Here is a 13258-nt window from a genome sequence, read left to right as displayed (position 1 = left end):
GCTCGCATCGTAAATAAAATCATCGAGCTTCAGCCTGAAGCCGCCTATGATCCCCGGATCGATCCTGACATCGCATGTCACCTTCCTGTTTGTCGCGTGCGACAATATCTCCTCTGTCCTGGCCTTCACCTCGGCTGCGATCCCATCTTCTGCAACAGAGAGCTCCGCCGTCGCCTTACCCTCGCGCAGGGATATGATGTCCACCGCCTCCGACGCCACCATCGGGATGATCCGCGCACGCCTGTTTTTCACGAGCAGGAGGAGGAGTCCGGTGACAAAAGGCCCTAGCCCCATCGTCTTTGCGATGCTTTTTACGGCCTCAAGTCTCTTCGCAACTTTGATGCGGTCGTCCGAAAGCCCCTTTACGAACCCTTTCGCCTCCCTGCATGCGACGTCCAACGCCTGCATCTGACGGACGATTTCGTCGAGGTCGCCCTCGCCGGAGAGCGCAGCCTCTACGATCCCCCTTGCGTACCTCTTTGCGAGCGATCTTTCCCTCAAACACGGCCTCCCGCGGATGCGTTCATATCCGCCTGCATTCCCCCTTGAGCTCGTGAAGCCCGCGCTCCGCATACGCCGAAAGCACCTTAGCGCCGGCCCTCTTCACAATATCCTTTTCTGCGAGCGCAAATGCCTCGTCCAAAATACCCCTCTTGACGTCATGCGCCGCCCGCGCCCTCTCCTCGGCCGCAAACCTGACCGCCTCATCGACTATATGCGCGGCCTTGGAGCGCGCGCCATCCTCGATGTCCGTGCATTCCTTCTCGGTCCTCTTAGTTATGGCGCTACGCCTTGCCGATATGTCCTCGGGCAGACCCTCATAGTCCCTGCGGCTCTTGGCCTCCTTGGTCCTGGCGACCTGAAGCGCCATTATGGATTCCACCATCTGTTTGCGTATCCGCATGCGCCTTGCGAAGAAAAACTGACGCATCGCCTTGCCCATAATTTTCAAGAGGGCGTACGCGAGGATGGAGAAGTTCATCAGCCTGAATATCACAGCGCCCGTCATGTCCGATATCTCCCCCAATTCACTTCAAGATGCGGTCCACAATGCTCTCCGCTATATCGGCCGCATGCACCCCCGCATCCTGTTCGAGCGATTTTTTCATTGCCTCTACCGTCACAGCGTTGGCCGACAATACCTTGCGGGCGTTCTCCCTGGCTTCGGCGGTCATTCGGTCCGCCTCCCTGTAAGCCGCCGCCAGCTTCTTGTCGCGGTCGACCTGGGCCTCGGTGAGCACCATGGCCAGCACCTCGTCGCGGCCGATCGCAAGCTGCAGGGCCTCCTCCGCGAGAACCTCCGCATCCGCCTTCGCTTCTATTGTGAACTCCCTGCGTCTTTGGATAATTTTTCTGACCGGGCGGAAGACCAATACAGACAGACCGACGACGACGGCGAGGAAGACCGCCGTCTGCGGCAGCAGCGTCCAGTCAGGCACGAGTCTGAAGGATTCGTTGGCGACTGCGATCATGCGGAGCCCCCTTGCCCCGGCGCGCTCACATCATCAGCGAGTCGGCGCTCTCCTCCGCGGCGTATGCGCCATCTGCGGCATAACCGGTCTGGTTCGGCTGAGTTGCCGCTACGGTGGAGAGCATCTGGCTGCGGCCCTGGAATACCGCGCCCTCCTCCACGACCAAGGCCGGCGACTCGATATCCCCCACGAACGTCGCGCCGCGCCTGAGCTCGACCTTCTGCTTGGCCTCTATCGTGCCCTCGACGTTGCCTTCCACGAGGATCGTCGCGATCTGAATCTTGGCCGCGATCTTGGCCTCGGGTCCCACTATGAGCGTTCCGTCCGAGAGTATCTCGCCGGTGAAATCGCCGTTGATCTGCACGGTGCCGTCAAAAGCGAGCTTCCCTTCCACGTTGCATCCGCGATCGATGAGCCCGTTGATCTGATTTGCGTCCTTGTTGTTTCGTGCCATGGCATTCCCCCCGCGTTGAACTGCACGTTAAACTTCGCATGCCGCAGCCGCCTCTCGACTGCACGCTATGGTGGTGTAAATCCTGTCGAGGTCCTGCGGCGAGTAATAATCGATCGTTATCTTTCCGCCCGCGGCCCTGGGCTGGATCTGCACCTTGGTGCCGAGAAACTGCTTCAGGTTATCCGCGATCTCGGCGAGCTGAGGGGAGAGCGCGGCTTTCCTGCGACCGCGTTTATTACCACCCGAGACGTAAGACTGCACGATCTTTTCCACGTCCCGCACCGTGGGCATCTCCCGCAGTATCCGCTCCCTGAGCTTCAGCCTCTCGTGTATCTTCTCGACCGCAAGCATCGCCCTGGCGTGGCCCGCAGAGTAGCGGCCAGCGGCCACGTCATCCTGAATGATCTGGGGCAACGCCAAAAGCCTCACGCTGTTCGCGACGGCGACCCTGGTCCTGCCGAGCTTCTTGGCCACGTCTTCCTGGGTGTAGGAGAACAAATCCATCAGCTCACGATACGCGTGCGCCTCCTCGATGGGATTGAGATCCTCGCGCTGGATGTTCTCTATTATGGAGAGCGCCAGCATCCCCTCGTCCTCCGTCTTCTTTACGACCACGGGCACGCTCTCCAGCCCGGCCATGCGAGAGGCGCGCAGCCTGCGTTCTCCGGCTATCAGCTCGAAGCGGCCATCGGGCATCTGCGAGACGACGAGCGGCTGAATCACGCCCTGCTCCTTGATCGATTCGGAGAGCTCACGCAATTTTTCCTCGTCAAAAACGGAACGAGGCTGAAGCCTGTTTGGAACAATCTTATCCACCGGGATCATCCTGTAACCCGAGCCCTCGCCTTTTTGCCCCTCGTCAGTCACTATCGGCGGCGGAATGAGCGACTCGAGTCCCCTTCCAAGACCTCGTTTTACCTGCATCGACCCTCCTCGAAATTTATATTAGCTAATAATACCAATATATTACGCAACTGACTGGCCGCCCACTGACAACACTTCCTTTGCAAGCTCAAAATAACTCTGCGCTCCCTTAGAAGCGACGTCGTATAAAAGTATGGGCTTCCCATGACTGGGGGCTTCGGAAAGCCGCACGTTCCTGGGTATCACCACATGGAACACCGCGTCTTTAAAATGATTTCTGATTTCACCCTGGACCTGATGCGAGAGATTATTGCGCGCATCGAACATGGTGAGGACTATGCCGCGTATCTTGAGCTCAGGATTGAGCCTCCCCGATACAAGCGATATGGTCCTCTGGAGGTCCGCAATCCCCTCCATGGCGAAATATTCACATTGAACCGGTATGAGCACTGAATTTGCTGCAACTAGGGCGTTGAGAGTAAGCAACCCCAGCGAGGGAGGGCAGTCTATGATGATATAGTCGAAATCGTCATTAATCTTCTGAAGGTGTTCCTTGAGGCGTGTTTCACGTGAAACAATTCCAACGAGCTCTATCTCAGCGCCGACCAACTGCGTGTTGGACGGCAATATTTTGAGGAATGGCAGCTCAGTGCCAACCATTACTGATTTCAGGTCAACCTCATTGATCAGCACATCATAGATGCTCTGCTGCATCTGATGTTTATTGAGCCCCATGCCTGTGGTGGCGTTGCCCTGCGCATCCAAATCCAGGAGCAGCGTGCGCTTTTCCGCTGCAGCGAGCGACGCAGCGAGGTTGATCGACGTGGTCGTCTTGCCCACGCCGCCCTTTTGATTGCACACAGCGATTATTTCGGCCATGGCCACTCCTGATTGTTGCGGGGATGACTTGGCTATTAATTCGCACAACAGGAAAGTGCAAGCTCAATTGAAATTGTTTCACGTGAAACAATTTGGGTGAGCCATCAATGTCATTCGCAGAAACTCGGTGGTTGATCGCGGCAATGCCGCAAAGTTAGGCTTTTTTAAAGATCAGAATATGCCTGGAGAGGGGGCCGACGGAGTAGGGGTAGTCGATGACGAGCTTAAGTCCTTGTTTTTCTATGGTTTTTTTAGCATCCAAGAGCTCTTCGGCGCACTTTGCCCCCTTGAGGGCATAGATGCCGGCAGCAGGCCCATCGGCAAGATAAGGTTTTGATATTATTAAGTATTTCTTCAGCTCCCACGTTGCCCTCGAAACGATGGCGTCAAATTTGCCTAATAATTTCATAATGTTGTCATCTTCGGCACGACCTGTCACCGCCCTGATCCCAACTAGTCCAAGCGTGCGTATGGCCTCATCGCAAAAACTGATTTTTTTCCTGATCGAATCAAGCAGAGTGACTTCGATCTCCGGCTTCAAAATCTTTATCAGTATTCCGGGGAGCCCGGCGCCCGTGCCGATATCGATGAGGGTCCTGGCATCGGAAAGAAAAGGCAAGAGCTCCAGTGCGTCGCGCAAGTGCTTCGTACGAAATTCTTCCTCGCTCTCAGCGGAAGAGACGAGCCTGATGCTTTTGTTCCATCTGGAGAGCAGGGCAAAATATTTCGAAAGGTCGTCTTGCATCTTGATCAGACCGAGAAGGAGAGCCCTTCGCGCGCCATCTCCACCTTTGCGCCACATCCCGTCGAGCGCGCGTATGACTTCGCCTTGGTGAAAATCTTTCTTAAGCATGCGTCATCTGATTCAGGATCATGGTGGGTGAGGAAGATTTTTTTCGTCCCTGCCGCCCTGGCGATATCGATCGCAAACGTGTACGGGCTGTGTCCCCAGCCGATCCGCTCTGAATAAACCTCGGGCGTATATTGGGCGTCGTGTATGATCGCGTCCGCGCCGGCCATGAATTTCACGAGCTTGTTTTTCACGGCTGCGCCCCGCGGCTCGTTGTCGGTCATGAGCACTATCGATCTCCCGTCCTTGAAATAGAACCTCCACCCGTACGCACCCTGCGGGTGATGCGCCTCATGCGGCACAATCCTGATCTCCCCATATTGGTACTCAGCTGGCCCTATGTTCGTATATTCGACCCGGGCGTTGAAATCGACCGTGCTGATGGGGAAGTAGGGCGGCCGGATCGCATCCTTGAGCGCGCCTTCAAAGTTTTGGCCCAGGACCCTGGGCCCGGCTATCGTGAACCTGTTCTTATCATTATATATGGGCCTGAAGAAGGGGAGGCCTATGTAGTGATCCCAGTGGACGTGGGAGAGCAGGATCATCGCCTCCATCGGCCTGTGGCCAAAGCGCTTCATGAGGTAAAGCCCCAGTGGCCGGATGCCGGTGCCGGCATCGCATATGACCCTGGACCCGCCATATTCGATATCGACGCATGTGGTGTTGCCGCCGAACCCCGCGGTCCTCTTACCGGGGGCTGCGATCGAGCCGCGCACTCCCCAGAACTTTATCTTCGCCTTTGGCATCGAGATCAGGCTAGCACATACGGCATCCCCTGAAAAGCCGTTAGAACCGAACCTATCGACATCGATGTTAAATATCGTATACTTGCTCGCATGGATACGAACACAGGGCTCGTGCGGAGCCTCATCGACAACCCGTGGGTCGCGCTATCGATAATGATCGTGCTCCTGGCGTACCGTCTGGCAGCCTGCAGATCTCAGAAAATGTACCTGATACCCGTCGGCCTGCTGATCGTCTATCTGGCCCTGGACATCCTGCACAAGCTTCTGGCGAATTATCTGAGCCCAGCCCTTTCGCACTGGCTCGACACCTCCGCGGTGATAACCCTCTATTGCGCCGTGGCGAGGCTCCTCTTCGCGTCAACGGTCGAGCTATGGCTCAAGATCCAGGGCAAGGGGAGACTCCCCAACCTCACGAAGGACTTCATCCTCTTCGCGATCTACGCACTGATCATCTTCATCGTGCTGCGAGAGAAGGGCGGGGTGAACCTCGCAGGGCTCATCACCACCTCCGCCGTCCTCACCGCGATGATCGGACTCGCAGCGCAGAATCTGCTAGGCAACCTCTTCGCCGGGCTGTCGCTGCAGCTCGAAAGGCCATACGCGATAGGCGACTGGATAGGTTACGGCGACAAGGTGGGCCGGGTGGTGGGCATCGGATGGAAGTCCACGAGGATCATCAACTTCGAGAGTGAGATGATCTACGTGCCCAACCTCGATATCGTCAAGACCCTCGTGACTAACTATTCCAAACCCTCCAGGCTCCACACCATGAAGATCAACGTGGGTGTCGAATACAACGCCCAGCCAAGCATGGTCCGCAAGGTGTTCCTGGATACGCTCCGGGAAGAAGCGAGGATCCTGAAGGTCCCGGCTCCAGTCGTCAGGGTCATCGATTACGGCGACTTCGCGATCACGTACCAGCTGCGCTTCACGTACGAGGACTACGGCATCTCTCCGGAGCTCCGCGCTTCTGTGATGAACCGCATCTGGTACGCGCTGCGGCGCAACGGGATCAAGATACCGTTCCCGATCCGCGACGTGCAGCACCACCACATAGAGCGCACGCACGCGGAGGCGGAGGCGAAGAAGGAGAGGGCGGCTGCGCGCGAGGAGTTGGAGAAGGTGCCGATCCTTGGCCCGCTCTCCGCGCAGGCCAGGGACACGATCGCCTCCAGCATGCGCATGGAGACATACGCCGACGGAGAGACCGTGGTGTGGCAGGGCGACGCCGGAGATTCGATGTATATCCTGCACTCCGGTTCCTGCGAGGTCCTGGTGGGCAAGGACTCGACCATCCCTGTGGCCACCCTCACCCCCCCGTCATTCTTTGGCGAGATGAGCCTGCTCACCGGCGAGCCCAGGTCAGCGACTGTGCGCGCGCGCTGCGATTCAATCCTCTTCGCCATAGACAAAGCGGTCTTCGCAGAAATCCTTTCCAGGGATGCGTCGATAACCGAGGCTCTCGCCCAGGCGTTGGCCCTGCGTCAGGCGGACACTGCAAAGAAACTGGAAGAGGGCGCAAAGGACCGGCCATCGCAGATCCAGAGCATTGCAAATCGCATCAAAAATTTCTTCGGGCTTTGATTGACTATTTCTTGTACGTGGATAGGAACCGCTCGACCTCGGGGATGCCGCCCTGGTAGATGAGATATCCGTTGTGCGGCTCGCGCTCCGTGATCTCGCGGGCAATTGGGGTGAGCATCATCTCGCGTACCTTCTGCAAATCTCGCGTCTGGCCCAGGGTCCAACACAACTTCATATACGCCGCCTCAGGTATCATATTCTCGCACGGGATGACGCCGAGATCGAGCAGGTAGCGCCCAGTGTCGTAGACGTTCATGTGCACGTAGCCCCAAAGAGTCTGCACTGTCATCACCACCGCCACGCCCTTGTCGATCGCACGCTTGAGCGCTGGATTGAGCACCGAGTTCACGTGCCCGAGACCGGTGCCAGCGATCACGATTCCGTGATAGCCCTTGTCCACGATCGCGTCGACCAGGTCCGGATTCATGCCCGGATAATAGTAGAGGATCGTGACGCGATCGTCGAAGGAGGTGTTGATCTTTACGTTCTTGTCCTTCCTGCGCATCTTGTGCTCGCGAAGAGCAACGATCCCCTCCGAGCCTGACGGCGGCTCCCAGCTGAGCGCATGCCTCGCAGCAAAGACCATGGCGTACGGTATATCGCCTACGGTGCGGAAAGTGGAGCGATAGCTCGAGTGCATCTTGCGCACGCGCGTGCCGATGTGAAGGAGTCCGTAGTCGTCGGAGGTCGGGCCGAACATACAGACCATGATCTCCGCGATGTCAGAGTGCGCTGCGCTATAGGCAGAGTTTATCAGATTGCGCGCAGCGTCCGAACTAGGTCTATCGCTGGAGCGTTGCGAGCCCACGATCACGATCGGGATCGGCGAATCCTGCACCATATAGGATAGTATAGCTGCGGTGTGGTGCATCGTATCCGTGCCATGGCCGATCACGATCCCGTCAACTCGTTCTTCGCGTATGAGCCTGCCTATCTCCTCTGCGAGCGTCTGATACTGTTCCTTCGCCATATTCTCGGAGAAAACGCCAAAGAGCTTCTTGGTGGTCAGGTTGCAGACATCGGCGAGTTCCGGCACGGCGCCATAGAGCTCGCCCGGCGAGAAAGCAGGGACCACAGCACCTGTCTTGTAGTCGAGGCGGGAGGCGATCGTGCCGCCTGTGCCGAGCAGATAGACGTAGGGTTTTCGCTTGTCTACCGGGAAGTCCTGCTCAGGTATCGCGTATTTGCCCTCGCGGTGGCCGGTCTTCTTTATCCCCTTGATCGAGTCCACGTGGACGCCGGTGTTGTAGCCGATCGGCATCTTGATCACCACGTGATCAGAGTCCTCGGTCGTGGAGCGGGGGAGGATGAGGCCGACAAACGGGCCCTTGGGGGTCTCGATCTCAACGCTGTCCCAGACCTCGACGCTATATTTCTTGAGCACCGTAAGCGCCGGCTCCCGGTAACCCTTGTATTTATCCGCATCCGTCATGGCGGGGAGACACTAGTAAAAATGAGCGCTTGGAAGCAAGAACAAGTTTTGGCTTCGGGATGCCGCAAATGGGGGTGAGCCGGCGACAGGACCCGAATATAGAAACTTGTGCTTGCCTCTAGACCGTCAGATTTACTAGTGTCCCGGCGCGATGAGCGAAGACCTCACAAAGCTGGGATTCAAGTGCGGGGTGGAGATCCATCAGCAGCTGCTGACGGAGAAGAAGCTCTTTTGCCGCTGCCCGGCCGGGCTCTACAGCAACGAGCACCACGCGGAGGTGCTGCGCCACATGCGGCCGACGCTCTCCGAGATGGGCGTGTACGACGGTTGCGCGCTGATGGAGTTCAAGACCAAGAAGGAGATCGTCTATCTCCTCAACAAGAACTCCGTCTGCACCTATGACATGGACGACACCCCGCCGTTCCCCATAAACAGCCAGGCACTCGATATCGCCATCGAGTTGGCACTCCTGTGCGGCTGCGGAGTCGTGGACGAGTTCCACATAGCCCGCAAACAATACCTGGACGGATCGATACCCACCGGCTTCCAGCGCACAGGCATCGTGGGCATCAACGGCGCGATCCCGTTCGAGGGAAAACGCATCGGGATCTCGCACTTCTCCATAGAGGAGGACGCCTGCCGCGAAGCCAAGGACGAACGCCACTTCATCCACTTCCGCACCGACCGCCTAGGCATGCCGCTGATCGAGGTGGTGACAGATGCGTGTTTCAAGTCTCCTGAGGAGGCCGCGCGCGGCGTGCGCCACATCGGGAGGCTCTTGCGCGCCACCGGCAAGGTCCGCCGCGGCATCGGCGCCACGCGCCAGGACGTCAACGTCTCCATCGAGGGCGGATCGCGCGTGGAGATCAAAGGTGTGCCGCGCTATCAGCTCATCCCTGAGCTCACGCGTATCGAGGCGCTGCGGCAGAAGGCCCTGCTGGACATCCGCAAAGAGCTCACAAAGAGAAAGATCACGGCGGAGAATCTCAAAACTTTTGAGCTGGACCTCACCGACGAGTTCAGGGGCACGCGCTCGCCGATCCTTTCAGACGCCATAAGCAAAGGCCATCGCATACGCGGCATCCGCATCGAGGGAATCAAGGGAATACTCAATACGCCGACGCAGCCGGGCAGGATGTTCTCCTCCGAACTCGCTGGCCGCGTGAGGGTGATCGCATGCCTCGACGACATCCCAAACATCTACCATACCGATAACTACCCGGAGTACCCGCGCAACCACATAGACATGCGCGCTATGCGCCTCGCGATGAGATTGGGCGATAATGATGTGGGCCTAATAGTCTGGGGGCAGGAGAGCGACACGATAACAGCCACGCAGGAGATCCGCGACCGAATGAAGGAAGCGTGCATTGGCGTGCCGTGTGAGACCAGGCAGCACCTGCGCGAGGGGCTCACTGACTTCGAGCGCATACTCCCTGGCGCTGACCGTATGTACCCTGACACAGATCATCCGCCGATCAAGATCACGAAGGAGCGCGTGGAGGCAATCCGGTCGAAGCTGCCCGAGCCGACCTATGCAGTCGAGGAACGATTCAGAAAGTACGGCCTGCCCGAAGACACGATAAAAGACCTGGCGCTCTCCACGCGCATCGCGCTGATCGACAGGCTTGCGAAAGAAAAGGCTGACATGAAGCTGGTGGGGAGGTTGATCGGGCAAGCGACGCGAAGCTTGAGGAGGCAAGGTCTTGATCCGGAGCGAATATCAGACGATGCACTGACAAAACTCGCCTCAGCCTGCAAACAACACAAAGTGAAAACAAAGCACTACGAAGAGCTGGTGAAGGAGCTCGCCAAAAATCCCGCAGAGATCGACTCAGTCATAAAAAAGATCGGCCACCTGGAATGATGGCCGAGATCCTCGCCTCAACCGCCTTGAATGCAAAGACAGCAGTTATAGTGACTGCGCCCTCGACGACCCCGGCCAAGGCATGCGCCCGCACCATGGAGGGGAGCACCACGTTAAGCGGCGACGCACCGGAAGTCCACAGTTCTAAAGAACAGACGCTCGCGGCAGCCACCATCGAGATCCAGGAGCCCACGAATAGCGCCACGGTATTTATTGCCGAGCCCCCGCGCATAGATATAATCGACCTGTATACAACCCATCCCACCCAAGGCGCTACGACTGCCATGCTCACGATGTTGGCGCCGAGCGAGACAAACCCGCCGTCGCCAAGCAGGGCCCACTGAAGGGTGAGCACCGTCGACATGATGAGGGTCGCAGCATAAGGCCCAGCCAAGGCGACGAGCAACATGGCGCCAATGACGTGGGCCGTCGTCCCTCCTGCCGGGAAATCGAAGATCTCGAGCTGGGCCACGAACACGAACGCGGCGAGCAGCGCCGCCTTGGCAAAACAACGCGCTGTTACGCGGCTTTTGATATTTCTGATCGACTGGATCAGCGCACCCGCCGCCATCGCCCATGTCGCGCCGGCTATCGGTGCAGAGAGAAAACCGTGACCTGGTATGTGCATACGCCCCTCCTTATTCACGCCTTTGCGGCGCGAAACTTGAACCTGCCGCGGATGAGATCCATGAAGCCGATCCCCTTGTTGTACATCCACTGCTGGGTCACGCTCGTCACTGTGTTGACGAGGATGTATATCACGAGACCGACCGGCAGGAAAAGCATGAACATGGTGAACATGATCGGCATGAACATCATCATCTTCTTCTGCGCCGGATCGACGGATGCGCTGGGCGTCAGATGCTGCTGCGCGACCATGAAGACGCCGAGCAGTATCGGCGTGATGAGATACGGATCCGGAGCCGAAAGGTCGCGGTAGAACCAGAAGAACGGCGCATGGTAGAGCTCTATCGAACTCCACAGCACCTTATAGAGCGCGATGTATATCGGCAGCTGCAGGACCATCGGCAGGCATCCGCCCATCGGATTCACCTTGTGGGCCTTGAAGAGCTGCATGGTCTCCGCATTGAGCCGCTGTTTGTCGTCCTTGTACTTCGCCTGCAGCTCCTTGAGCCTGGGCTGCAGCTGCTGCATCGCCTTCATGGACTTGAGTGATTTGACGTTGATCGGATGAAGGAGGAGCTTCACGAACACGGTAAGCAATATTATCGCAACGCCGTAGTTGTGAATCAGGCTGTGGAAGAACTTGAGCAGATAGAGAATAGGCACGGCGATGACCGAGAACCACCCGTAGTCGATCGCCTTCTCGAGACCTACCCCCATATCCTTCAGCTGCTTTATGTCCTTGGGACCGGAATAGACGGTGAAGGCGAATGACGTGCTCTGGCCGGGCATGATGGGCGCCGCCGGAAGGGATGCTCCCGCCCACAGCTCCATAGTGCCTGGTTTTTCTCCCTCGACCTTCTGCGCGCCGTAGAACGCGGCCAGACCCTCGCCCTGAACCCTCGGTATCACCGCGCTGATGAAGTAGCGACTCTCGAGCCCGGACCAGTAGACCGCGCCCGGGACAGAGACCGTCTCCGCCACCTTCTTCTCCCTGTGAACCTTTCCGTCCGAATAATAAGCAGGCTGCACGATATCAGTCTGGGGTGGCTGCATGAACGAGAGGAACCCCTTCTTCTCCTGCGGAACGTTGATCCCGCTGAGCGAGAGCCCTGGTTTAGCTGAAACAGGCTTCGCGGATTCGTTCGTCACTTCGACCGAAACGTCGGCAACATAGCGGTCCGGCGCAAGCGAGATTTTCTTCACGATGGTTATCTCGCCTGGCCTGCGCCAACGCAGCACGACCTCAGAATCCGTGGAACTCACCACCTCGTAGCGCGGGTTGGCCGGTATCGTGAAACCAGTCCCATCCACGGAGAGCCCCAGAAAGCGGTGATCCCTTACGTCGCCCGACGCGAGGTCTATGAGCGGACTGCCCTTGTCGGTGCCCTGCGTATAGTCGGCGAGAGACCAGCCGGTCAGCGCGCCTCCGTCGCTGCTTATCGTCGCAGCGACGAGATTGTTTTTGATCTCGATGGAGCGCGCGGGGATCTTGGATTGAGGATCGTCCGCAAAGGCCGCTGCCTCGGCCGAGGGGTTGGCCGGATCGGCCACGGCGCCGTCCTGCGCCTTGACCTCGGATGGGGCGCTTCCCGTCGCCTCGCTCTGGGCTGGGGCCTGCGGGGCCGCCGCCTGCTTGGACGGATTGATCACCGCATACCATACGATGAAGAATGCCGCGGAGAGGACGACCGCTATCAACGCCCTGTGCTCTGTCTTGATCCTGATTTTCATCTTCACCTCGTATCCCTTTCAGGGAGTTGGTCGATTCCGCCTTCGCACCACGGGTTGCACCGAATCAGCCTCGACGCGATAAGCGCAACTGCGCGCGGAAGGGAAAATTTTTCTATCGCCTGTCTCGCATACAGAGAGCACGTCGGATGAAACCTGCAGCGAGCGCCGAGCGCCGCGGCGATCGGCGACAACGCCGCGCCATACGCATCAACCATCTTTATCATCACCTTCTTCATTCGATTCACAATGTCCGCCCCTCGCCGCGTTTAAGAGGGAAGCGAGCGCAGCAGCGAGACTCTCCCTGATCTTTTTGTTTTCAAGGCTTGCTGCGCCCCTGCGCGGTATCACGACGCAATCTCCAGAAGGGAAGGACCCCTGGTTCTGCCTGAAGAATTCCCTGATCACGCGCTTGATCCGGTTTCGCTCCACAGCGTTCCCGACGAACTTGGAAACCGCTATGCCAAGCCTCTTCAACCTGCCCGGCAGGACTGCGACAACGATCGGGCCGGATCGGGCAGAGACCCCGCGCGCCTTGACCGCCTGATAATCCTCTGGGCGCAGGATGCGCGCACTCCTTTTAAATCTTGGCATATTGCGGATCGGGCCGGATCAGCGCACAGAGACGCGGGCCCTGCCTTTGGACCTGCGCTTCGCCAGGACCTTGCGGCCCCCCTTGCTCCTCATCCTCTTGCGAAATCCGTGCTTGTTCTTGCGTTTGCGCTTGCTGGGTTGATAAGTCCTCTTCACCATAA

At 58.1% G+C, this 13258-nt stretch carries 16 protein-coding genes; 2 read left to right on the top strand and 14 right to left on the bottom strand.

Annotation, left to right across the window (positions count from 1 at the left end):
- The 8 genes from WC683_16450 to WC683_16415 form a co-directional block, all read right to left on the bottom strand.
- On the bottom strand, nt 1–501 hold a 501-nt coding region (locus tag WC683_16450), incomplete at its 3' end, for a F0F1 ATP synthase subunit delta (GenBank protein MFA4974201.1).
- 22 nt (nt 502–523) lie between these two features.
- Nucleotides 524–1009 (bottom strand): hypothetical protein, encoded by a 486-nt coding sequence (locus tag WC683_16445; GenBank protein MFA4974200.1) that lies wholly within the window; start codon nt 1007–1009, stop codon nt 524–526.
- 19 nt (nt 1010–1028) lie between these two features.
- On the bottom strand, nt 1029–1472 hold the full coding sequence (locus WC683_16440; GenBank protein MFA4974199.1) for an ATP synthase F0 subunit B: 444 nt from the start codon (nt 1470–1472) through the stop codon (nt 1029–1031).
- Nucleotides 1473–1497: 25 nt separating this feature from the next.
- Entirely contained in the window at nt 1498–1926 is a 429-nt protein-coding gene (locus WC683_16435; protein MFA4974198.1) for a polymer-forming cytoskeletal protein, read from the bottom strand.
- 27 nt (nt 1927–1953) lie between these two features.
- A complete protein-coding gene (locus WC683_16430; GenBank protein MFA4974197.1) occupies nt 1954–2850 on the bottom strand; it encodes a ParB/RepB/Spo0J family partition protein in 897 nt (298 codons plus the stop codon).
- A 42-nt stretch (nt 2851–2892) separates the two neighbouring features.
- Nucleotides 2893–3669, bottom strand: coding sequence for an AAA family ATPase (locus tag WC683_16425; protein ID MFA4974196.1), 777 nt, complete (start codon nt 3667–3669; stop codon nt 2893–2895).
- Between the two features lie 154 nt (nt 3670–3823).
- Nucleotides 3824–4414, bottom strand: a complete 591-nt coding sequence (gene rsmG / locus WC683_16420; protein MFA4974195.1) for a 16S rRNA (guanine(527)-N(7))-methyltransferase RsmG — start codon at nt 4412–4414, stop codon at nt 3824–3826.
- Between the two features lie 5 nt (nt 4415–4419).
- Entirely contained in the window at nt 4420–5265 is an 846-nt protein-coding gene (locus tag WC683_16415; GenBank protein ID MFA4974194.1) for an MBL fold metallo-hydrolase, read from the bottom strand.
- Between the two features lie 90 nt (nt 5266–5355).
- On the opposite strand from WC683_16415, the gene WC683_16410 reads away from it, so the two are divergent.
- Complete coding sequence (locus tag WC683_16410) at nt 5356–6849, top strand: mechanosensitive ion channel family protein (GenBank protein MFA4974193.1); 1494 nt, start codon at nt 5356–5358, stop codon at nt 6847–6849.
- A gap of 4 nt (nt 6850–6853) precedes the next feature.
- Here the strand turns inward: WC683_16410 and gatD are convergent, their stop codons facing one another.
- Nucleotides 6854–8281, bottom strand: coding sequence for a Glu-tRNA(Gln) amidotransferase subunit GatD (gene gatD, locus WC683_16405; GenBank protein ID MFA4974192.1), 1428 nt, complete (start codon nt 8279–8281; stop codon nt 6854–6856).
- Between the two features lie 151 nt (nt 8282–8432).
- On the opposite strand from gatD, the gene gatE reads away from it, so the two are divergent.
- Entirely contained in the window at nt 8433–10148 is a 1716-nt protein-coding gene (gene gatE / locus WC683_16400; GenBank protein ID MFA4974191.1) for a Glu-tRNA(Gln) amidotransferase subunit GatE, read from the top strand.
- Here gatE and WC683_16395 read toward each other — a convergent pair.
- From WC683_16395 to rpmH, 5 genes are read right to left on the bottom strand one after another with little or no spacing between them, the layout of a single operon-like run.
- Nucleotides 10120–10776: an energy-coupling factor ABC transporter permease gene (locus WC683_16395; protein MFA4974190.1), complete on the bottom strand. Its 657-nt coding sequence runs from the start codon at nt 10774–10776 to the stop codon at nt 10120–10122. The two genes, gatE and WC683_16395, sit on opposite strands and share 29 nt — an antisense overlap.
- Nucleotides 10777–10790: 14 nt before the next feature.
- A complete protein-coding gene (gene yidC / locus WC683_16390; protein ID MFA4974189.1) occupies nt 10791–12506 on the bottom strand; it encodes a membrane protein insertase YidC in 1716 nt (571 codons plus the stop codon).
- A gap of 2 nt (nt 12507–12508) precedes the next feature.
- On the bottom strand, nt 12509–12721 hold the full coding sequence (gene yidD, locus WC683_16385; GenBank protein ID MFA4974188.1) for a membrane protein insertion efficiency factor YidD: 213 nt from the start codon (nt 12719–12721) through the stop codon (nt 12509–12511).
- On the bottom strand, nt 12714–13097 hold the full coding sequence (rnpA, locus tag WC683_16380; GenBank protein MFA4974187.1) for a ribonuclease P protein component: 384 nt from the start codon (nt 13095–13097) through the stop codon (nt 12714–12716). Before rnpA ends, yidD begins: the two co-directional genes overlap by 8 nt.
- 18 nt (nt 13098–13115) lie before the next feature.
- Nucleotides 13116–13253 carry a 50S ribosomal protein L34 gene (gene rpmH / locus WC683_16375; GenBank protein ID MFA4974186.1) on the bottom strand — a complete coding sequence of 46 codons (138 nt, stop codon included), beginning with the start codon at nt 13251–13253 and terminating at the stop codon, nt 13116–13118.
- Nucleotides 13254–13258: the final 5 nt, after the last annotated feature.

This window comes from bacterium, assembly GCA_041648665.1.
GTDB lineage: Bacteria > UBA10199 > UBA10199 > 2-02-FULL-44-16 > JAAZCA01 > JAFGMW01.
This window is presented reverse-complemented; position numbering and strand designations above follow the sequence as displayed.